The 21,332-nt window shown below is 46.0% G+C and carries 21 protein-coding genes; 14 read left to right on the top strand and 7 right to left on the bottom strand.

The window, feature by feature from the left end; genetic code table 11:
• Nucleotides 1-140 precede the first annotated feature (140 nt).
• Nucleotides 141-737: a TetR/AcrR family transcriptional regulator gene (locus KNQ04_RS10510; RefSeq protein WP_214850499.1), complete on the bottom strand. Its 597-nt coding sequence runs from the start codon at nt 735-737 to the stop codon at nt 141-143.
• 138 nt (nt 738-875) lie between these two features.
• On the opposite strand from KNQ04_RS10510, the gene KNQ04_RS10505 reads away from it, so the two are divergent.
• Both KNQ04_RS10505 and KNQ04_RS10500 read left to right on the top strand, forming a co-directional pair.
• Nucleotides 876-1,763, top strand: a complete 888-nt coding sequence (locus KNQ04_RS10505) for an ABC transporter ATP-binding protein (protein WP_214850498.1) — start codon at nt 876-878, stop codon at nt 1,761-1,763.
• Complete coding sequence (locus KNQ04_RS10500; protein ID WP_214850496.1) at nt 1,760-2,566, top strand: ABC transporter permease subunit; 807 nt, start codon at nt 1,760-1,762, stop codon at nt 2,564-2,566. Before KNQ04_RS10505 ends, KNQ04_RS10500 begins: the two co-directional genes overlap by 4 nt.
• A gap of 224 nt (nt 2,567-2,790) precedes the next feature.
• On the opposite strand, the gene KNQ04_RS10495 is transcribed toward KNQ04_RS10500, so the two are convergent.
• A complete protein-coding gene (locus KNQ04_RS10495; protein WP_214850494.1) occupies nt 2,791-4,038 on the bottom strand; it encodes an MDR family MFS transporter in 1,248 nt (415 codons plus the stop codon).
• 408 nt (nt 4,039-4,446) lie between these two features.
• Between KNQ04_RS10495 and KNQ04_RS10490 the strand changes: the two genes are divergently transcribed.
• The 4 genes from KNQ04_RS10490 to KNQ04_RS10475 all read left to right on the top strand — a co-directional run bounded on the left by KNQ04_RS10490 (nt 4,447) and on the right by KNQ04_RS10475 (nt 9,073).
• The gene (locus tag KNQ04_RS10490; protein WP_214850482.1) at nt 4,447-6,030 is read left to right on the top strand and encodes a peptide chain release factor 3; all 1,584 of its coding nucleotides are present in this window, start codon (nt 4,447-4,449) and stop codon (nt 6,028-6,030) included.
• 132 nt (nt 6,031-6,162) lie between these two features.
• A complete protein-coding gene (locus KNQ04_RS10485; RefSeq protein WP_251136992.1) occupies nt 6,163-6,636 on the top strand; it encodes a general stress protein in 474 nt (157 codons plus the stop codon).
• Nucleotides 6,637-6,759: 123 nt separating this feature from the next.
• On the top strand, nt 6,760-7,845 hold the full coding sequence (locus tag KNQ04_RS10480) for an MBL fold metallo-hydrolase (RefSeq protein ID WP_214850477.1): 1,086 nt from the start codon (nt 6,760-6,762) through the stop codon (nt 7,843-7,845).
• Nucleotides 7,846-8,419: 574 nt separating this feature from the next.
• Nucleotides 8,420-9,073, top strand: a complete 654-nt coding sequence (locus tag KNQ04_RS10475; RefSeq protein ID WP_214850475.1) for a hypothetical protein — start codon at nt 8,420-8,422, stop codon at nt 9,071-9,073.
• 108 nt (nt 9,074-9,181) lie between these two features.
• Here KNQ04_RS10475 and KNQ04_RS10470 read toward each other — a convergent pair whose 3' ends face one another.
• On the bottom strand, nt 9,182-10,420 hold the full coding sequence (locus KNQ04_RS10470; protein ID WP_214850472.1) for a purine/pyrimidine permease: 1,239 nt from the start codon (nt 10,418-10,420) through the stop codon (nt 9,182-9,184).
• 106 nt (nt 10,421-10,526) lie between these two features.
• Between KNQ04_RS10470 and KNQ04_RS10465 the strand changes: the two genes are divergently transcribed.
• Together KNQ04_RS10465 and KNQ04_RS10460 are read left to right on the top strand one after the other, a co-directional pair.
• Complete coding sequence (locus KNQ04_RS10465) at nt 10,527-11,339, top strand: LysR family transcriptional regulator (RefSeq protein WP_214850470.1); 813 nt, start codon at nt 10,527-10,529, stop codon at nt 11,337-11,339.
• Nucleotides 11,340-11,407: 68 nt separating this feature from the next.
• Entirely contained in the window at nt 11,408-12,598 is a 1,191-nt protein-coding gene (locus tag KNQ04_RS10460; RefSeq protein ID WP_214850467.1) for an RtcB family protein, read from the top strand.
• 92 nt (nt 12,599-12,690) lie between these two features.
• Here KNQ04_RS10460 and KNQ04_RS10455 read toward each other — a convergent pair whose 3' ends face one another.
• The gene (locus tag KNQ04_RS10455) at nt 12,691-13,221 is read right to left on the bottom strand and encodes a DM13 domain-containing protein (RefSeq protein ID WP_214850464.1); all 531 of its coding nucleotides are present in this window, start codon (nt 13,219-13,221) and stop codon (nt 12,691-12,693) included.
• An 89-nt stretch (nt 13,222-13,310) separates the two neighbouring features.
• A complete protein-coding gene (locus KNQ04_RS10450) occupies nt 13,311-13,703 on the bottom strand; it encodes a GNAT family N-acetyltransferase (protein WP_353049718.1) in 393 nt (130 codons plus the stop codon).
• 113 nt (nt 13,704-13,816) lie between these two features.
• Here KNQ04_RS10450 and KNQ04_RS10445 point away from each other — a divergent pair, with 113 nt between their 5' ends.
• The 4 genes from KNQ04_RS10445 (at nt 13,817) to KNQ04_RS10430 (ending at nt 16,429) form a co-directional block, all read left to right on the top strand.
• Nucleotides 13,817-14,311 carry a cysteine hydrolase family protein gene (locus KNQ04_RS10445; protein ID WP_214850463.1) on the top strand — a complete coding sequence of 165 codons (495 nt, stop codon included), beginning with the start codon at nt 13,817-13,819 and terminating at the stop codon, nt 14,309-14,311.
• A 168-nt stretch (nt 14,312-14,479) separates the two neighbouring features.
• Nucleotides 14,480-15,085 carry a hypothetical protein gene (locus KNQ04_RS10440; RefSeq protein ID WP_214850462.1) on the top strand — a complete coding sequence of 202 codons (606 nt, stop codon included), beginning with the start codon at nt 14,480-14,482 and terminating at the stop codon, nt 15,083-15,085.
• Nucleotides 15,086-15,112: 27 nt separating this feature from the next.
• The gene (locus tag KNQ04_RS10435; protein WP_214850461.1) at nt 15,113-15,634 is read left to right on the top strand and encodes an AAA family ATPase; all 522 of its coding nucleotides are present in this window, start codon (nt 15,113-15,115) and stop codon (nt 15,632-15,634) included.
• A gap of 27 nt (nt 15,635-15,661) precedes the next feature.
• Complete coding sequence (locus tag KNQ04_RS10430; RefSeq protein WP_214850459.1) at nt 15,662-16,429, top strand: endonuclease/exonuclease/phosphatase family protein; 768 nt, start codon at nt 15,662-15,664, stop codon at nt 16,427-16,429.
• A gap of 117 nt (nt 16,430-16,546) precedes the next feature.
• On the opposite strand, the gene KNQ04_RS10425 is transcribed toward KNQ04_RS10430, so the two are convergent.
• Nucleotides 16,547-16,897 carry a hypothetical protein gene (locus KNQ04_RS10425; RefSeq protein ID WP_214850455.1) on the bottom strand — a complete coding sequence of 117 codons (351 nt, stop codon included), beginning with the start codon at nt 16,895-16,897 and terminating at the stop codon, nt 16,547-16,549.
• Between the two features lie 98 nt (nt 16,898-16,995).
• Here KNQ04_RS10425 and KNQ04_RS10420 point away from each other — a divergent pair, with 98 nt between their 5' ends.
• Complete coding sequence (locus KNQ04_RS10420) at nt 16,996-17,745, top strand: nucleotidyltransferase domain-containing protein (RefSeq protein WP_214850453.1); 750 nt, start codon at nt 16,996-16,998, stop codon at nt 17,743-17,745.
• 93 nt (nt 17,746-17,838) lie between these two features.
• On the opposite strand, the gene KNQ04_RS10415 is transcribed toward KNQ04_RS10420, so the two are convergent.
• Nucleotides 17,839-18,336: a hypothetical protein gene (locus tag KNQ04_RS10415; RefSeq protein ID WP_214850451.1), complete on the bottom strand. Its 498-nt coding sequence runs from the start codon at nt 18,334-18,336 to the stop codon at nt 17,839-17,841.
• A 255-nt stretch (nt 18,337-18,591) separates the two neighbouring features.
• Between KNQ04_RS10415 and acnA the strand changes: the two genes are divergently transcribed.
• Nucleotides 18,592-21,315 (top strand): aconitate hydratase AcnA, encoded by a 2,724-nt coding sequence (acnA, locus tag KNQ04_RS10410; protein ID WP_214850449.1) that lies wholly within the window; start codon nt 18,592-18,594, stop codon nt 21,313-21,315.
• Nucleotides 21,316-21,332 lie beyond the last annotated feature (17 nt).

Below are 21,332 nucleotides of genomic sequence, written 5' to 3'. Positions count from 1 at the left end.
GGTAAGATGAACATAGCTCATAACGAATCCTCCGTTGAATGTGGTGTGGTAGCTTTATTCTACACGAGGTCGTTATGGGTTTTTTGTGTTTTCAGTTAGGTGTTGCACTTAATATTACAATTCGTCACACTAAAAACGGATTAATGTGGTTTGCCAGCAACCCCATAAAAAAAGAGTTGAATCACCTCATCAATAAAATGATTTTTGTCAGCGTAGCTATCCGCAAGTCCTGTGAATGCGTCAGCCTGTCCCATAAACAGATTCATGTAGAACATGATGAGAGGTGATGAGAAAGTATGATGAATCATGCCTTCTTTTTTTCCCTGGTCAATCAAAGCGAGCATCAGAGGGAGTGTGGATTCTTGATACATTCTTTCTGTAAATGCGCTCATCGTCTTATCTTGTGAGAGCAAACTGTTGAGTTTCTCCATTGGGAATTTTTCGAAGGATTGCTTTTTTTGAAGCAGGATATACGATAATTTTTCTTGAAAGGAGAAATCTCCTGTTAGGTAAGCTTCCGTTTCTTCCATCATTTTAATGTACCATTCTTGAATCGTCTCGTGGATGAGGTTCTCTTTGCTTTCGAAATGCTTATAAATCGTCACTTGTGAAACATGGGCATGCTGGACGATATCTGAGATACGTAGGCTTTTTGGATCGGACGTCATCAATAAGTCGAGTGTCGCTTGCCGGATGCGTTGTTTGATTTCTGCGGTTCGTTTTTCAAATCCATTCATAATCGTCCTCCTATTATCACAATAATAATGAAATATAATAGTCTTTATAGTTCATTATATCATTGACTTAAAAAAATCAGCAGTATAAAATTAATGTAATATATATGCGGTTATATTTCATAATTTAGGAGGGATGACATGATTAACATCGAAAACTTGACACAACAGTTTTCAAGCGGGAAAGGTATATTTGGTGTCACGATCAACGTGGAAGAAGGCGAAGTGTTCGGATTTCTCGGACCGAACGGTAGTGGAAAATCAACGACGATTCGTCATTTGATGGGATACATGAAACCGCAACACGGAAGAGCGACGATAAAAGGACTTGATACGTGGGTCAATCAGTCGGAAGCGCGGAGTCACGTCGGCTATTTACCCGGCGAAATGGCGTTCCTTGATGGAATGACGGGACTCTCATTCCTCAACATGATGGCTGGTATGCAAGAGACACATAATCCGAGTAGACGTGCTGAGTTGATTAGAAAACTCCAATTCGACCCGGACATACCGATTCGCAAGATGTCAAAAGGAATGAAACAAAAGGTCGGCATCGTTGCGACATTCATGCACGACCCGGCGATTTATATTCTCGACGAGCCGACGTCAGGACTCGACCCATTGATGCAACATGTGTTCATCGAACTCGTCCTCGAAGAAAAAGCGCGTGGAAAGACATTTTTGATGTCGTCCCATAGTTTTGCGGAAATCGAGCGGACGTGCGACCGGGCAGCGATTATACGCGACGGTAAAATCGTCGCGACGAAAAATATCCATGAGTTGCAGACGATGCAACGAAAATCATTTAACGTCACGCTCGGCGATGAAGTCGCAGTCGAAGCGTTGCTTTCGTCCGCGCTGACGACAAAACGGATGGACGAGCGGACGGTCCGGGTCGATTTACAAGGAAATTATGATTTACTGATTCAGACGCTTGGATCATATCACGTCAAAAACATCAGTGCCGATGACCAAAGCTTGGAACAAATCTTCATGGATTATTATGATCAAGAGGAGGCGGAGTCATGAACCTTGCCCTTTATCGCCACATGATGCAGCTCCATTTAAAGATATTCCTCGGTTTTGGGATTGGTTCAGCGGTCTACGTCTCGTTAATCACATCCTTGTTCCCGTTACTCGACGACAATATGGCTCAGATTGATGACATGATGAAGATGTTGCCAGATGGAATGATGCGTGCACTTGGAATGGAGTCGATCAGCAACTACGGTCAATTCATCTCAGCCGAATACTATGGGCTGTTTTATCTTCTGATTCTAGGTGTCTTTAGTGTGATGGTCGCGATTCAACTCGTCGCCCGGCTTGTCGACCGCGGTTCGATGGCGTACCTCTTGTCGACGCGGGTTTCGCGGACGGCGGTCATCGTGACACAGATGCTCGTTTTAATCAGTGGCCAACTTGTGATTCATGTCTTGACGTTTGCGGGCGGGGCGCTCGCGGCGCGGTTTTTGATCGATACAGAGCGGATCGCACTTACAGAATTTTTCCAGATTAATGCTGTTGGATTTTGTTTATTTTTGGCAATCAGCGGTTATTCATTCTTGATTTCTTGTTTGTTCAATGATGAAAAAAATGCATTTGCGGTCGCCGGTGGTGTGACTTTTTTGTTTTACGGGATGAACATGATGGGCAAAATCGTCACAAAAATCGATTGGATTCGGCATTTCACACCCTTTTCACGATACGAACCGGGAAAAATCGCCAGTGGAGAGGGGGACGTCTTAGTCTCCGTCGTCATCCTTGGATTAATCGGTCTACTGAGTTATGGGCTCGCCATCTTCTTCTTCCGAAAACGAAACTTGCCGCTTTAACGAATGAATCGAATGTATGGACAAAATCATTAAAAGGTAAATAAAAAGACAAGCGATTGATTTGATTAGAATCTAGATCGCTTGTCTTTTTAGTTTTTACGGGAACAGGCTAAAGCAAGTGGTAGGAGTTGATTATCGTACGAAACGAAGACTCGTAAGAGAATCAGCAACTACTTAGTATTTTTTTTAGTTCACTACCAACTTCTTCATTCATACTATTCACCTTACGCCGACTCGGACAATCGTTTCGCGCGGCGAATCGACCGATCGAGTGCCAAGTAGACGAGTCCGGATAAACAACACGCAATCCCGATGGCGCCGAGCGCATAGTCGCCGTGACCGGATTCAAGGAACAGCGAACCGAGGAGCGGAGCCGTCACGCCGCCAATCAACCACTGGACGCTCGCAGCACCGTTATACGTTCCCCGTAAATGAACGGGCGCGATCAAAGCGATGAACGTCATTTGGACCGGTGACATGATCATTTCGCCGATTGTGTAGAGGGCGTAGATGACGAGCAAAAGGATGACGACGAAAATATAATCCGTTCCGAGCGAGAAGACATACGACGGGATGAAAGCAAGTAAAATCATGCCGAACCCGAAGATGCTTGCCCCAAGTAACATGACTTTCCCGAACGATTTCCCGGATAGCTTCGCGGCAATCGGAAACTGGAACAAGACGACCATGATGCCGTTCAGTCCCATCATGTACGGGAAAGGATTTTTTTCGTCCGGTAATCCCGGTAAAGCTTCTTTTAAGAAGACGGGTAACATGTTTTCAACGAGCGTGAAGCCCATCGAGATGAAGACACCAGCCGCAATGAAGATTAAAAAGACATGGTCTTTCCGTAAGACGGTCAGTGAAGAGAGTTGTGGCGTATCCACCGGATGCTCGATTTTTTCAGGTTTCGTCTCGCCGATGAACAGCAGGAGGACGAGGGCATAAAGTACATAAACAATAGCCGCTCCGTAGAAAATCAAGGATCGATCGATGAAGAGAACGGCACTACCAATCAATGGACCGAACGCGGCACCGATGTTATGCCCCATCCGTAAGAGACCAAACGATTCATTCAACCGTTCCGGTGGTGTGACATCGGCGACCATCGCGCTCGCTGCCGGGTGGAACAAAGAGTTCGTCAGGCCGAGCGTCGCATTTAAGAGAAGCAACGGCCAAAACGTATCGGCGAACGTAAAACCGATCAAGGCGAGCGCATCACCGACGATGGCGATGACCATCAACGGTTTACGGCCGTAGCGATCCGCGAGATGTCCCCCGAGGAACGACCCGAACAATGCGGAGATCGGACCAATCGCCATGATGACCCCGACGAGGAGATACGAATCGAGCTGATCGGCGTAATAGAGTACAAGAAAAGGTGCAATCATGAACATCATGATACCGGTCAGCGTTTCCCCGACGAACCGGATCCAGATGTTACGGTCGAGCATTTTTAATGAGTTGAACATAAATAAAACCCCTTATTATTCCGTTTTTAGACAATAGAAAAGACGGATACGCACAAATATGGGCATACCCGTCCTGATATAAGGGGGCAGCATGTACGTATACGCATACGCACACCCTGCTTAATTTTAAAAAATTAAACGATTGGGTGACGTACAATGATCGCAGATGAGTTTGATACCTGAATCTGTCGCTGTGCTTGTGGCTGTTTCATGTGTACGTCTCCTCCTTCTAGTTAGTTAACTTCCTCGTCATCGTATAGAACATCAGGGCGAATTGTCAACTAGAAATCTGAAAATTAAGTCAATCATGTGAAATAGACGAATAGCTGAAAATTCGGTATGATAGATTAGTTGCGAAAAATGAGCTGGTTACAACTATTGAAATTATCGTGAAGGGACTTACCATACATGACAAAACTACAAACTGAAGTCGAGAAACGCCGGATTTTCGGTATCATCTCCCACCCGGATGCCGGGAAAACGACATTAACAGAAAAATTCTTACTCCACGGAGGCGCGATTCGGGAAGCGGGATCAGTTAAAGCCCGGAAAAATTCAAAATTCGCCAAATCCGACTGGATGGAAATCGAGAAACAACGTGGGATCTCGGTGACATCATCGGTCATGCAATTCGAATATGACAAAAAAATCGTCTCCATCATGGATACACCGGGTCACTCGGACTTCGGGGAAGATACGTACCGGATCCTGACAGCCGTCGACTCAGCAATCATGGTCATTGATGCGGCAAAAGGGATTGAGTCACAGACAAAAAAACTTTTCCAAGTCTGTCGGATGCGCGGTATTCCAATTTTTACATTCATCAACAAAATGGACCGCCAAGCACGCGATCCGCTCGAATTGATGGAAGAGCTTGAAGAAGTCCTCGGCATCCCGTCGGTTGCTGTCACGTGGCCGGCAGGGTCGGGACAACAGTTCGAAGGAGTCTACGACCGGGTCAACGAGAAGTTCCACTGCTTCAAACAGGACCGGAAGACGATTGAACTGGGGGAAGAGGGACTCGCAAACGACGAACTCGCTGCTTCAATCAACAATGAAATGTACGACACGCTCGTCGACGAAGTCGATTTACTCGATGGTGCCGGTAATGCCTATGACGAGGAATTGATTGCAAAAGGTGAACTGACACCGGTCTTTTTCGGTTCAGCACTCGTCGACTTTGGTGTTACACCACTGCTCGAACATTACCTTAACTTGTCTCCGTCACCGACACCACGGGAATCGAACATAGGGAAAATCGAACCGGCACAAGACTTCTTTAGCGGGTTCGTCTTTAAGATTCAAGCGAACATGAACCCGAACCACCGGGACCGGATTGCCTTTATCCGCATCTGTACCGGGAAATTCGACCGTGGGATGGATGTTGTCCTGACGCGGACGGGTAAGAAAATGAAATTGTCGCAATCGACCCAGTTCATGGCAGATGAGCGGGAAACGGTCAACGAAGCGTTTGCCGGAGACGTCATCGGACTGTATGACTCGGGCAACTATCAAATTGGTGATACGATCACGAATGGTGATCCGTCACTCCAATACGAAGCCTTGCCGACATTCGCACCGGAATTATTCTTGAAGGTCTTTACGAAAAATGCCTTGAAGTCGAAACAGTTCCAAAAAGGGATTGAACAATTGGCGCAAGAAGGAGCAATTCAAGTCTACAAGACGGAATACAACGAGGTCATCCTCGGTGCAATCGGTCAACTGCAGTTCGAAGTATTCGAACACCGCCTCAAAGGGGAGTATGGCGTCGATATCTTAAAAGATGCGGCGAACTTCCAGGTCGCGAAGTGGGTCAAGGTGACAGAAATCAATGACGTGAAGAAATTGACGGATTCACGGACAGTTCTCGTCTACGACCGTTGGGAAAACCCGGTTCTCCTCTTTGCGAACGATTTCGTCTACGAACGCTTCGTCCAAAAAAATGAAGGAACAATCACATTAGTCGATTCACCACAACAATTGAATGACTGATTGAAGGAAAGAGCTTTTTCGCATCAGCGAATCAGCTCTTTTTTTTTGCTTCGCTGTTTTGGTTCAGAAGAACATGGGTAAAAAAGGGAAGTGGTTCGATTCATACATTTTGTGAGAGGGATGGTGGTAACGATGGCGAAAAAATTCGTAGGCGTTTTTCATGATCAATCCAGCTTGGAACAAAAGATGCATGCTTTAAAAGAACAGGGACATAAGGACTCCGACTTTTCAGTCGTCGGACAGGATGAAGCGGCCGAAGAGACATCGGGTGCGTCTTGGATCGATGAAATGAAAGCGAAGTTCAGCAAGGAACCACCGTTACGCGAGACATTGAAACGCGTCGGGCATTCGGACGATGAAGCGGCAAAACATTATGAAGAAGTCGAGCGTGGCGGTATCGCCTTGTTCGTCAAAGAACGGGACGATCACGACCACAATCATGACCACAATCACGACCACGACCATGGGCATCGTCATGACCACACGGAAGATCGTCACGGAGGGAAAGTCGAAAATCCTGGCGTCAATGACTATGAGTCGGAGCAGGATGCGAATCACGAAAAAAGTACGCGGACGAAATGGGACGCGGATGATTTAAATAAATAAGGGATGGACACGGATTGGCTTTGATCAAACAGCCATCCGTGTTTTTTAATTCTAGAAGTGTCTTCGCTACCGCTAAAAAAGGACGGGTGCTATACTGAAAGCACTTATTGAAGAGGTGAAACCATGAAAAAAACAGTTGCTACATTGGCAGGAATCGCATTACTCGGAACGGTCTTCATGAGACGTTATCCGTTGTTCGGCCGCCGACCATCTAAAGCCGAGCAACAGGATTACAGACGATCCGCCCAGTTCAAAAATGGAAAGTTTCAAAATGAACTGCCATTCCAGTTGAAAATGGAATGGGACACGATGAAAAGTATCTTAAAAGATTATGGGCGGAAATTGCCGTCTTTAAAACCGGTCAAACCGTTACCGGTCAAACCGTTTGAACAGCGGACGGACGGGACAGAACCGCGTGTGACCTGGTTCGGGCATTCGGCGTTCCTGCTTGAACTCGATCAACAGACGATTTTCTTTGATCCGATGCTCGGACGTGCGCCGTCACCGTTCCCGAAAGTCGGAGGCAGACGGTTCCAGACGACGGCACCGGTCGACCTTGATGCCTTGCCGCCGATCGATCTCGTCATCTATTCGCATGACCATTATGACCATTTGGATTATCATTCGGTCCTGGCATTAAAAGACCGGGTCGGCCGATTCATTGTTCCGCTTGGTGTCGGCAGCCGCCTGAAAGGCTGGGGCGTCGACGCAAATCGGATTACGGAACTTGATTGGCACGAATCGATTGAGACGAATGGTCTTCGCCTGACGGCGACACCGGCCCGGCATTATTCGGGACGAAACGGGCTTGATCAATTTTCGACGCTTTGGGCGTCATGGGTGATTGAAGGGTCGAAGAAAGTCTTTTTCAGCGGCGACAGCGGCTACGGTCCGCACTTCAAGACGATTGGAGAACAATACGGTCCGTTTGACTTGACGATCATGGAGTGCGGGCAATACGATACCCGTTGGTCCAGTTCACACATGTTACCGGAGCAGACACTCGCGGCACATCTCGACGTCAAAGGGGACGTGATGATTCCTGTCCACTGGTCGGCGTTTACGCTGGCGTTTCATCCGTGGTACGAACCGGTCGAACGGCTGTTGAAGGAAGCAGCGAAACATGACGTACCGGTCGTGACACCGATGATCGGTGAGAGCGTTACGGTTGCGAGTCAGACCCGTAAATGGTGGCGCGAAGTCCGGTGAAGTGAAGTGAAACTCGTCTTTTTTCCTGTAGGAGTCACGGGAAGAAGCCGAGTTTAACAAAAAGGCTTCTAAGACGAGAATGATTTTTAATCGTTCTCGTTTAAGACTGTAGACAAAATGCTATCGGGAGGTTAAGCGCCTTTTTTCGTTGCTTTCCTCGGGCGAGGCGCAAGCCGTTGCTCCTTGATCCTCACGGACAACGAGCAGGGTCTTGCCCGCCTCTGAAAGTGCGTTAAAAACGCACTTTTTCCCGTAGGAGTCAACGAAACGTGACGCTTTTCAGGTAATACCATGACGGAAATTCAGTCATGCAGACGCTTTAGAGCGCAATCCGTCTCGAATCGCTTTTAAAGCGAAAAGCAATCGGTCGCGACCCTGCAGCTTTGCTGTAGCGGCGCGGAAGATTGCCGCTTTGAAGACGAGGCGAGACAGGGAAGCGCGAACGAACGGGCTCTCGATATCGCATGTTTACGCTTCATAAGAGTTTGTCTACAGCCTGAGACGAGAATGATTTTTAATCGTTCTCGTTTTTTTTGTTAGATGTACTCATCTTTTTTGAAAGGGGAGATTAATTTTGAAAGAACAATTGAGTTTGTTGGATGACTTGTCTCAATATAGAAATGCTGAAGAAATGTCGACCTATTACAAGTTTATAATTACTCAAGCTAAAAGAGATTCTTCAATTTTGAAACTGTTAAGATTAAAAAAAGGTCGCTTTAAAGAATTTTGCGAAGAGTTTACTCCAGCCTATATTTTTTCAATGTCGACGTTCTTTCCTAAAGACGCACAAATAAAAGTTATTTTAGGAAACCAAGGGTACGATTTTTTGATGAAAAGATCTGACGGAACAATTGAGAAATTTGAAGTGAGTTCGTACATAGACGGGCAAGAAGATACAAAAATTTCACAGAAATTAAATGAAGTCGGAAGATGGCAATCACGGTTAAGCAGTTTAGAGTCTCTTGAGGAGAAAAGAAATATCTTTCTTGAAAAGACAAAGCAGAATATCATCAAAAAATCTCAAAAAAACTATGACGATGTGACATTGATTTTTTCTACGACGATATTTACATTAGAACACTTTCCCGAAGATCACGAGTACTTGCTTCAGGAAAAAATTATCGGATATATAAAAGAAACAACCTTTCATGCTAAAGGCGTTTACTTGATAACAGATGATGGACATTCAATTGAACACAGTGCTGCACATATGCTTCAGATTAAATAGATTATGGTTAAAGTTTTAAATCACTGTGCTTGAATTAATTCGATACAAAAAACATCCCCGTTCTTTCGCTTATTGCGAGAGAACGGGGATGTTGTGTTTTTAGATACGTCAGCCGGCAATCCGTTCTGATTTAGTTTCACGTCGTGAACGCAACCGTTCGATGACTTCAAACCCAAGCACAAGCATTGTTCCGATCAATAAGCCGTTACTGAAGAACGGACGTAACGTCAGTGGCAGGATTTCTGCCAGGACCGTCGATTGCAACAGAATGCTGATCCCGATGACCGCACAAATCGCAAAGGCGTGTTTGCGACGGCTGGTCGTCATACTGCTTTCAGCCGACTGCCAGGCAATCAGGAACATATGTGGTAACGTGGCGAGCAACGCCGCACTGGCAACACTGCGTGGTAGTGTGGCGATGATGCCGATGATACTCGGGAAAAAACCGACCAAGGCGATGACGAGTGAGGCCATCAAAAACGGTCGGCGGTCTTTAGTGCCTGTCTGGGCGATAAAGCCACTCGTAATCGGCAAGGGAACCGGAACGAGCGTCGAGAACGTCGCCGCGATCAAGTGAATGATCCCTTCGACGGTCAGCCCCTGATGCAGGGCACCTTTTTTCTGAATCGTCGCTTCGACGGCACTTAACGCAGCAATCAAGTTGACGATTAAAAGAATCGCAAACGGAATCGCGACGAGAAAGGCACTGCCGTCAAATTGAGGCATCCCGAACGGTAAGGCGGTCGGAACGGAAAAGACACCAGATGATTCTGGAAGTGACGGACGACTGACCAACCAGCCGACGACGATGCCGATCATCAAAGCGAACGGACGGAGCCGTGCCGGACCAAACTGGCTCAGTCCGAGGACAAGCAGGAAGGTCAATATTCCGGCAAGACGTGTCGCTTCGACGGCGAGAACGGCACCGAGCATGACACCGGTCAGTTGGATACATAATAAAAGTAAAAACGTGCCGCTGACGAGCGGCGTGAAGACCGGTAATAAAAAGCGCGTCCATCCGGTCAACCCGAGCAAAATCAAGACAACACCGGCGATGACGACAGCGGCCATCGCAATCGTGAACGCCGTTTTTGAATCGACCGGCAGAGCGGCGATGACAACAAAGATGCTGACCCATGAGCCGGCCGGACCGGATACGATCGGTAACCGGTGACCAAACACACCATGGAGAAAACAGGCAATCCCGCCGACAAAGAACGAGCGTTGAACAAGTGCAGCCGTCTCGACACTCGAGAGGTCGAACAGACTCGCGACGACGATCGGCAAGGCAATCGTATTGGCTAATAAGAAAATAATCCACTGGACCGTGGACGTCGTACGTTTCACAAAAATCGTCTCCTTTAAAAATCGTTGATTTCAGCATCGTATCATATGATTGATGTTATGATTCATATATATTTATGACTGAAAACATATGAAAGAGATGATGAATATGGATTTACGCCAATATCGGTATTTTTGTGCGGTCGTCGAAGAACAATCGGTCACACGGGCGGCGGAACGACTGCGGATGGCACAGCCTGCGTTGACGCAACAAATTCGCAAGATGGAAGAGTTGCTTGGTGTACGGCTGATTGAACGGGCGGGACGCGGCATCCGGATTACGGCCAGCGGTGAGCGGCTCTATGAACGGGCCGTTTCGCTGTTACGCTACGAAGTGGAAACGCGGATTGAAGTCAGTGACATCAAGGAAGGACGGACCGGAATTTTACGGATTGGCGTCAATACGTTGTCTGCCGGTCGCTTGACGGGATGGGTCAGAGAGATGAAACGACGATATCCGCGGATTACGTTACAGATTCATCAGGGCGAGTCCGCCGCCTTGATCGATCGTTTGAAGGATCATGCGATTGACGTAGCACTCGTCCGGCTGCCGATTGAGGCGCAGGGGGTCACGATCGAGTGGATGGAAGAAGAACCGTTTTATCAGATCCATCATCCTGATTTTCCGGATGCCGATATGATCATTCCGAGTCAGGAAGGACTTGGTGTCTTTCAGACGCTCAGCCAACAGTTCGGGGTCGTCTCGCAGGAAACATGTTCCGACGTCTTGACCTTGATTGGACTCGTCCGGTGTGGACAAGCGGTGACGCTGTTGCCGGAAAGTACGCTCCGCGAGCTCGACATGACGGGACTGGTGCAGGAACGGTTACCGGACGCGACGAGTACGACAGCTCTTGTCTGGTTGACGGAAGACGGTCAATCAGCGCTGACCCAACAATGGGTCTCGATTGTTCAGGAGTAAGAACAAATTGTTAAAAAAGGAATTTTGTAGGATAATTGAACAAGAGACAGGAAGGGGCGGAGAACAATATGAAGACGATTCGTGGAAAGTACGGTGAAGCGAAAATTTTTACACAGAATGTCGATGACATCACGGTAGAGCAAGTGACGGGGATGTTGAACGAAAAGATTGCTGTCGACGGTAATGTCCGCATCATGCCCGATTGTCACGCCGGCAAAGGCTCGGTCATCGGAACGACGATGCGGATTCACGATAAAGTCGTTCCGAATCTCGTCGGTGTCGATATTGGCTGCGGCATGTTATGTACACAAATCAACCGTGAAGGAGCAGCCGGCGTTGATTATGAGAAGTTGGATGCTGCGATTCAGGCACTGGTTCCGAGCGGCATGTCTGTTCGCAATCAGCCGCACCGCTTGTCGGAACAGATTCCGTTTGAGCAGGTGTTGGCACCGTTCAACGAAACACGGGCTCGATTGTCGATTGGTACGTTAGGTGGCGGGAATCACTTTATTGAGCTGAACGCGGACGACGAAGACAATCTCTATCTCGTCATTCATTCCGGCAGCCGGAACCTCGGAAAAACGATTGCCGAGCATTATCAAAAGTTGGCGGAAAGCTCACAATTCACCGTCGATACGGCGTCGGTCGTCGCCTCACTGAAAGATCAGGGACGGGAGCAGGACATCCAATCGACTCTGGTCGAGCTGAAGAGTCAATTCAATGAAACGAATAAAGATTTAGCGTACGTGTCCGGTTCCGATATGGACAACTACCTGCATGACTTAAAAATCGCTCAAACGTATGCGGCACTGAACCGTCAAGCGATGACCGCCGTCATCCTGGAAGCAATGGGCTGGTCAGCGACCGATCAATTCGATACGATTCACAACTATATCGATCTCGAGCGGATGATTCTCCGCAAAGGCGCGATTTCGGCGCAAGCCGGTGAAGTCGCCATCATTCCAATGAACATGCGAGACGGTTCACTGATTGTCAAAGGAAAAGGCAATCCGGACTGGAACTATTCTGCCCCCCACGGAGCCGGACGGATCATGTCCCGTTCGAAAGCCTTTAAATCCGTTGACCTCAAAGAGTTTGAAACGACGATGCAGGACGTCTGGTCGAGCTCCGTCGTCGAATCGACGCGTGATGAGTCACCATTCGTCTATAAACCGATGGAAGAAATCATCCAGAACACAGAAGATACGGTCGAGTTACTCAAAGTCATCAAGCCGCTCTATAACTTTAAGGCGAAGTGAGCCGGCAGGCGTCTGTGACTTTGAGCCAGACAAAATCCCCCGACCATCTGATTGGAAATGAATCAGTGGTGAGGGGATCGGTTACATAATATTTACCCGTTGTTAGTCTTCAATACTGCTGTACCAAAATCGGCGTTGAAGGCACGGCACCAAATCACGACGGTATTGTACTTCGTGAAATCGACATCTTGAGGGACGGCATAATTTTGATTGCCGGTATTGCCTTTTAAAGCCCCTAAGTTGATGCCTTCTTTTGGTTCCATACCCGGTTGAATGAGATAAACGAATAAATCTGGACCGTTCGTCGTCTTGAAATCCTCAAACCGGAGATACTGACCGTCATCTGCTTGAATCGTTTTGAGTGTTCCTGAGGTTTGATAGTTTTTTTCTCCATCGACGAATTTACCGGAGAACGTAAGCTCTTCCTCCTGCGTGCCAGGTGTCGTAGCTTCCGTTTCATCTTCAGTGTCTGGTTCCTGTTCTTCCGTTTTGACGTCAGAGGAAGTCGGGGGAAGTCCTTCGTCAACGGCTTTATCAAAAAGAAGCGGTGAGACTAACCACCAACTGATTGCTAGGATACCGACGATGACGACACCAAGGAGTATTTTCGTGATTGTTTTCATGTGCCTCACTCCACTTCAGAGTTTTTTCAGTGCAGCGTTCGGACATCTGCGTCTTGTTTAAATTTTATCATAAAATGAAGATCATCCGTTCATCCGAAGACGTTAGTTACTTTCATGTCCTGCAGTCCAAACCGGGTAACGGTCTTGACGGCTTCCGTCATATAGCCGTGACCGCGAAAGTCCGGTTTCAGGACATAGCCGATCTCAGCAATATTGTTTTTGTAGCCGCGGCAAAAACAGCAGTTGCCGATGAATTCACCGGTCGACTTTAAGTACAGTCCCCACGTAATGCCGTCCCCGTTAATGTAATCAAGAGCAATTTGACTCAAGATTCGGACGACATCGTGACTGTTTTCTGCCTGTTGACCATCGTAGGCCGTAATCTCAATCATCTGGTTTGCTTCACTTAATCGGATTTCTCTTAATAACAGCCGTTCGCTCATTAGTTCAGGAAAGACGTCAAAATAGTATTTTTCTGTCACGGGGAATGCCTCCTTGAATTTGCTTCTTACCTCAAGTGTACGTTACCCGATCCGAATCGGAAGCATAACATCATCAAAACTAAAAAGCCGTTCATTGATCAGGAGGAATTTACATGAAAAAGAAAGCCTTAGTCGTCATTGATATTCAAAATGACATGACAAAAAACTACAAAGAAGTCATCGGGACGATCAATCAGTCAATTGATTGGGCGGTCGAACAGGACATGCACGTGGTCTATATCCGGCACGAGAATTTGTCGGCCGGGACAAGAACGTTTAAGACCGGAACACGCGGTGCCGAGTTGGCACCTGATTTAAAGATCGTGTCGGATCACATTTTCACGAAATATAAGGGGAACGCCTTAACGAGTGAAGCCTTCGCAGCATTCATTGCGCAACATGACATTACCGGCTTTTATTTGACCGGCGGGGATGCGACGGCTTGTGTCAAATCAACGTGCTTTAACTTACGTAAACTGGATTACGACGTGACGGTGATTACGGACGGGATCACAAGTTACGATAAAAAGAAACTGCCGGAAATGATTGAATACTACGCGAAAAATGGAAGTGAAACCATTCCATTCAATGACCTGATTCGCAATTAATTAGTGATTCTAAACAGATATAGCCATGAATCAGTATCATTTTGAATGAGTTTGCTCTGATGACCAGATTGAACTAATGGATTTGAATCGTGCATTGGAGAAAATTGAGGACAATAGCATGTTTATTAGTTTACTCGTCACGCAGGGGAATGAAGGGAAGGCATTAAAATGAGAGGTAGAATGGGATTTTCAATAATACTAACAAGTGCTTTTTTGGTCGCGGGATGCACGGACGATGCTGTAACGTCTAATCCTAAATCAGAAAACAAAAAAGTCACGGTTTCGAATCAAAAAACAGATGAAAATCAAATCATGAATCATGATCAGTTTGAACAGCTGTTTTCACACATGAACGAACACTTGAAGATTGATCAATTTCAGCTAAAAGCAAGTACGCGGGGTTCAGATTTCACAATCATCGACAAGGAATTAAGCTTTGGTAAAAGAAAGTGGTTAACCGTTGATGGAACGAGTGATGGTGCCTCGACACAAGAAAGTTTATATTTTGAAGACAAAAAACAAACGACGCAGTTGTCGGTCCATTTTGCCTACACCGACCACTACATAGGCGAAGATATGATTCAGTATTCCAGCAGTTCGGGTTATGACAAAATGAATCAAAAACTCGCGAATCAATCTGATTTAATACTTATTAGCTATAGGAATTTAGTGATTTCCGTGCAACAAAACAAATTAAGTAAAGTAGACCCGAAAACGACAAAACTTGCAGTTGAACAAGTCATCAAGGAGTTAGGACAATTAAACATACATTGAATCCCCTGACCGAAAGGGAGAAAAGAAATGACAAACAAAATATACTTCATATCAGGTCCGGCAGGGGTAGGGAAATCAACGACATCAACCATTTTAGCTGAAAAAATCAAGAGAAGTGCTTATATTTCTGGTGATCTCATAAGTCACCTCCCAGTTTCGGGCCATGAAAAACCTTGGGAATCAGTTCAAGCAAAAAAACTCGTGTGGGCGAACCTGATTGCACTGACAAAAAACCTCATTAAGTCTGATTTCGATGTGATTATCGATTGGGTAATTTCGTTAGAAGATATCCGTACACATGCTTCTGAATTGTTCGTGTTAGATGTTGAGATGAAATTCATCATTTTGTGGACGGATGAGAACGTCAATGTAAATCGTGACAAAACTCGATCCGAAAATGAACAAATGGGGGAGCGGGTAAAAATATTGAGAACTGATTTTCTCTCAGAAAAAAATCAACATTCTTACTTTTTGGATACTACCCATTTAGAGCCGAAGGATGTTGTCACCTCCATCATGGAGGAAGAAAGCTATCTTATTGAACTTTAAAACAAATCAAATCAAGGATGAAATACGATGAAAATTGCCACTTTTAATATTTGGAACAAACAGGTCGAATGGGAAAAGAGGATAGAGGCTATTTGCGGTGAAATCCAGAGAATAGATCCTGACATAATTGCTCTTCAAGAAGTGAAAACTTTTATTAGTGCAGAAAGTAATATGAACGTAGCTCGCTGTATAAGTGAAGAACTAAAATCATTCCACTGTATTTTTAAAGAATATCCGGATTCGCCAGACGAGGGTTTGGCTTTTTTAAGCAAATTTCCAATAACATCAACGGATATGATTTGGAATACGGATACAGATGAGTCTAATTACTGTGCGATTAGAATAATCGTTAAACATGATGACTTAGACTATGGAATTACTAATGTTCACTTAAATTGGAGGACGCCAGAAATTCGTCAAAAGCAAATCATGACGGTCAACCAGTGGATTTCCGACAATCAAAAATCCTACGAAATACTTTGTGGTGATTTTAACGATTTTCCTGACTCTAATACACATAGATATTTAATCTATAATGATTGGTTTGATGTGGCATTAAGTTATGAGAAAAAAGGATTTAAAGCTCAACCAACCTTAGACTACTCTAATAATACTCACCTAAATAGCGAAAAAATCTCACAAAAAATGTTACGGTACGATTGGATTCTTTTAAAAAGTAAAACACCTTTAAAAAGTCTTCAAATAGATTCTGTAAAAATATTCGGCGATAAGTTGCTGGACAAGTATGCTGTTCTTCCAAGCGATCATTATGGCGTATTGGCAGAAATTAAGTAACATCTTTTTGTTTTGTCGCGACAGAGTGTAGTAGTTAGATGAAATCCGTCAGATGTTGAATCGCGCATCGAAAAAAGTGACTCCCGCATTATCCAATTTCTTTTAAACGGATTTACGTTATTCAGTTTTTACTTCGTAATCATTCAAAATTTTATTTCCAAAAGTAGTAAGGATTTCTGAGGTGACGAAAGATTTCACTAGGAAAAGTAAGTTATCTTTGCTGAAAACAGGATTAATCAGTAGTGCTTTTTGTTCAAAAGAAAAGCGGTTTTGATCATAATTGATAATCAAGTCCTTCAACCCGCGTAAATCACTTTTTGAAAGATCGAATAAGATGACAGCTTCATGTATCGTTGTGTTTTCCATTGCATCCGGTTGTAAATTTCCGAGTAGAGTCAGTAACGTTTGATTGTGAAATTTCAGCTTTTCGATTTCCTCTATCAAATAGGAATAATTTTTATCTGACATATCTGAACTCAGCCTTCTTTGATTCCATATAATATTGTATCAATTTACCAATGGTTACCGTAAGCGATGTTAAAATTTGATTTGGAGGTGTCGATGACATGCAGTTGCCTACACGACTTGGCACCGATGAAGCCGGCTATATTATGAATCAAACGAGTAAAACGCGTATCCAAGCGAGGTTTCGACCTGTCATTGAAGAAGTGACAAACTTATTGAAAAAACAGTTTGGTGAAGTACTTCACAGCGTATACGTATATGGCAGTATCGGTCGCGGGACAGCCGTCGTGGGAAAATCAGATTTAGATTTGACGGTGATTTTAAGAGAAGACGTTCGCATGGGTTCTTTAAGAGAAGAAACACAAAATTTGTTAAAGCGACATCCTGAAATCATTAAAGTTGATTACGACATAGGCATACTTGATACAGTGCTCAGCCCTGAAAATCTGTATGAATGGGGCTTCTGGATACGTCATGTCTGTTCATGCATCGAAGGTTGCGACCTATCTGATCAGTTTCCAAATATGAAACCGGACGTGCGGATCAGTCGTGCTTTAAATCGGGAGCTAGCTGCACAGTTGCGTAAAGCTCATGAAAAACTAAAGGCGGGCGAGATGACTCAGACGGAAAAACGATCTCTTGTTAAACGAATGATCCGTGGCGCTTACTTAAACATCAATGTAAAGGATCAAAGTTTTGCATCGACCATTGAGGACAGCCTGTCGATACTGCATTTGTATTTTCCTGAAGATGAACTGATTGAAGATTTAGCACTGGCGGCAGACAAGATGGAGCTGTCAGATGATTGGTTGCACGAGTTGTTGTGTCGATATGAGTTAACATTTATTTAACGTTGGTGATCTGCTGCGCGTAGGAAAGTGGAGTGAAATTAAAAAACGCCCCCGAAAAAGCGGGGACGAAGAAAACATCTTAATATTTTTAAATCACACCGTCTCATCCGTAAATGTTTCACCGGTCCGGCTGACGGTTGCTCCAAGTTCAGCTGCCAGCGCATTGATCGCTTCTGAATCTTCATTTACCTCGCTGATGATGATGACACCGTAGTGATCGGCACTGATTTGGTTCAGCGTCCGGTTAAATAAATCAAACGAATCACGTTCATTTTTTTCGTCCCGGTTTGCGCCGATCAAGTATCCGGCGACAGAGCCGACAAGCATGCCGAATGGTCCACCGACGACGCCGATTGCCATGCCGATTAGAGAACCTTTAAATGATTGATCCTGTTGCGTGAAGTCGATTGCATCAATGAACGAGAAGCCGTCCGTTTCGTTGCGCTCGGCGAGGACCATCTGTTCCATTTCGATTTCTTTGATTGCTTCAAGATCCTTAATCATCTCAAAACCGGTTTTCGCTTTCTCTAAATCATTGAAAATAATCGTCGTCACGACGTGCGTTGCCTCATTGTTTTTATATTGTGCCATAATGTCCGCCTCCAGAAAGTTCTGTTATCGTTCTACCATTTACTTGTACCCGTAACGGAAGTATCGAAAACTAGCAAACGATTCTCTGCACAAGCGTACGACTGATATAGCTTCTCATTTAGTTGATAAGAAAAAGTTATCGGAAGTCTTTTGTTCTTTCAAATTGTAACGGAGCTCATATTATACTATGATAGAGCTGTACAAGTAAGCGGTATCAGGGGCTTGATGTCGTCAACACTTAAAGGGGGAATCAGCATGAAACAAACGCAATCAACGCAAGACGTGTTTGGTGCACGCCGCTCGTTTGAAGCGAACGGTAAAAATTACAACTATTACAGCCTGGAAAAATTAGAAGAACTCGGACTGACGGAAGTCAAACGTCTTCCATATTCAATCCGTGTCCTGCTTGAATCGGTTCTTCGCCAACAAGATGGTCGCTCGATCACGAAAGAACACGTCGAAAACTTGGCGAAATGGGGAACTGCCCAAGTTTCGAACGATATCGACGTCCCGTTCAAACCTTCACGCGTCATCTTGCAAGATTTCACAGGTGTTCCGACTGTCGTCGATCTCGCGTCACTCCGTAAAGCGATGCAGGACCTCGGTGGAGATCCATCGGTCATCAACCCGGAAGTTCCAGTTGACCTCGTCGTTGACCACTCGGTCCAAGTCGATGCCTACGGTTTCGCTGGTGCACTCGCTGAAAATATGGATTTAGAGTTTGAACGCAATGAAGAACGTTACAAATTATTACGCTGGGCAACGACTGCTTTTGACAACTACCGTGCCGTTCCACCGGCAACAGGGATCGTCCACCAAGTCAACCTCGAGTACTTGGCATCGGTCGTCCTTGAAAAAGAAACGGCAGACGGCACAGTCGACGTCTATCCGGATACACTCGTCGGAACAGACTCACATACGACGATGATCAACGGTCTTGGTGTCCTCGGATGGGGCGTTGGTGGGATTGAAGCGGAAGCCGGCATGCTCGGACAACCTTCATTCTTCCCGGTCCCTGAAGTCATCGGTGTCCGCATCACAGGTGAAATGCACCCGGGAACAACAGCAACGGACGTCGCACTTCGCGTGACGGAAATGCTCCGTCAACAAAACGTTGTCGGTAAATTCGTTGAGTTCTTCGGTCCATCACTTCACTTGATGTCATTATCTGACCGTGCGACGATTGCCAACATGGCACCAGAATACGGTGCGACATGTGGATTCTTCCCAGTCGATACAGAAACGTTGACGTACCTTCGCTTGACAGGTCGTGAAGAAGAGTTGATCGAGAAAGTTGAAAACTACTCGAAAGCAAACGGCTTGTTCTACACACCACAAAACGAAGACCCAACGTTCACGAAAACAGTTGAACTTGATCTTTCAACAATCGTTCCTGCGCTTGCTGGACCAAAACGTCCACAAGACCGGATTGACTTGACAGACGTTCACACGTCATTCGAAAAAGCGTTGACAGCGCCGCAAGGCAATGCTGGATTCGGTCTTTCTGAAGACGAAAAAGATAAAGCCGCAGTCGTCCAGTTCGAAGACGAAGCTGTCGAGATGCGTACAGGGGACCTTGCGATCGCAGCCATCACAAGCTGTACGAATACATCAAACCCGTACGTCATGATCGGTGCCGGACTCGTTGCGAAAAAAGCGATCGACCTCGGCTTGACGGTTCCGAAATACGTCAAGACGTCACTTGCTCCGGGATCAAAAGTCGTAACGGATTACCTTGAGAAATCAGGACTTCAACCGTACCTCGATGAGCTTGGATTTAACACGGTCGGTTACGGCTGTACGACATGTATCGGGAACTCGGGTCCACTCGACCGTGCTGTCGAAGATGCAATCCTCGGTTCGGATCTGCTTGTCTCGTCTGTCCTCTCGGGTAACCGTAACTTTGAAGGTCGGGTTCACCCGCTCGTCAAAGCGAACTACTTGGCATCACCACCGCTCGTCGTTGCGTACGCAATCGCGGGAACAGTTGATGTTGATATCATGAACGCTTCACTCGGAACAGGTAAAGACGGACAAGAAGTCTTCTTCGCTGACATCTGGCCGTCACGTGACGAAATTCAGACAATCATCAACACAGTCGTCACACCACAAAGCTTCCGTGCTGAATATGATTCAGTCTTCACAGGAAACGAACGTTGGAACAACCTTGACGTTCCGACTGGCGATCAGTATGACTTCGACGAAGCGTCGACATATATCCAAAACCCGCCGTTCTTCGAGAACTTGGCGAAGGAAGCTGGACATGTTGAAGCATTAAATGATCTCCGTGTGTTCGGTAAATTTGCGGATTCTGTTACGACAGACCACATTTCACCAGCCGGATCATTCTCGAAAACGACACCAGCCGGTCAATACCTCGTCAATAAAGGGGTTGCGCCAAAAGACTTCAACTCATACGGCTCACGTCGTGGTAACCACGAAATCATGATGCGCGGGACATTCGCGAACATCCGGATCCGTAACCAAGTCGCACCGGGAACAGAAGGCGGATTCACGACGTACTGGCCAACTGGTGAAACAATGGCGATGTACGATGCTGCGATGAAGTATAAAGAAGATGGCACAGGTCTCGTCATCCTCGCCGGTAAAGACTACGGTATGGGCTCGTCACGTGACTGGGCTGCAAAAGGAACGAACTTGCTTGGCGTCAAAGCCGTCATCGCTGAGAGCTTTGAGCGGATTCACCGTTCAAACCTTGTCATGATGGGTGTCTTACCACTGCAATACGTCGCAGGTACGTCTGCTGAGTCACTTGGTTTAACAGGTGAGGAAGCAATCAGTATCGCGATCGACGAATCGGTCCGCCCGCGTGACATCATCCAAGTCACAGCGACAGCTGCTGACGGAAAAGTCACGAAGTTCGAAGCGATTGCTCGCTTTGACTCAGAAGTCGACATCGATTACTACCGTCATGGTGGAATCTTGCCGATGGTCCTTCGCGAGCGTCTGCAAAAATAATTCGTTAACATTGACCG

This window comes from Exiguobacterium sp. s193 (assembly GCF_018618755.1).
Classification (GTDB): domain Bacteria; phylum Bacillota; class Bacilli; order Exiguobacteriales; family Exiguobacteriaceae; genus Exiguobacterium_A.
The sequence above is the reverse complement of the archived record's forward strand: the minus strand, read 5'-3'. Positions and strand labels throughout refer to the sequence as shown.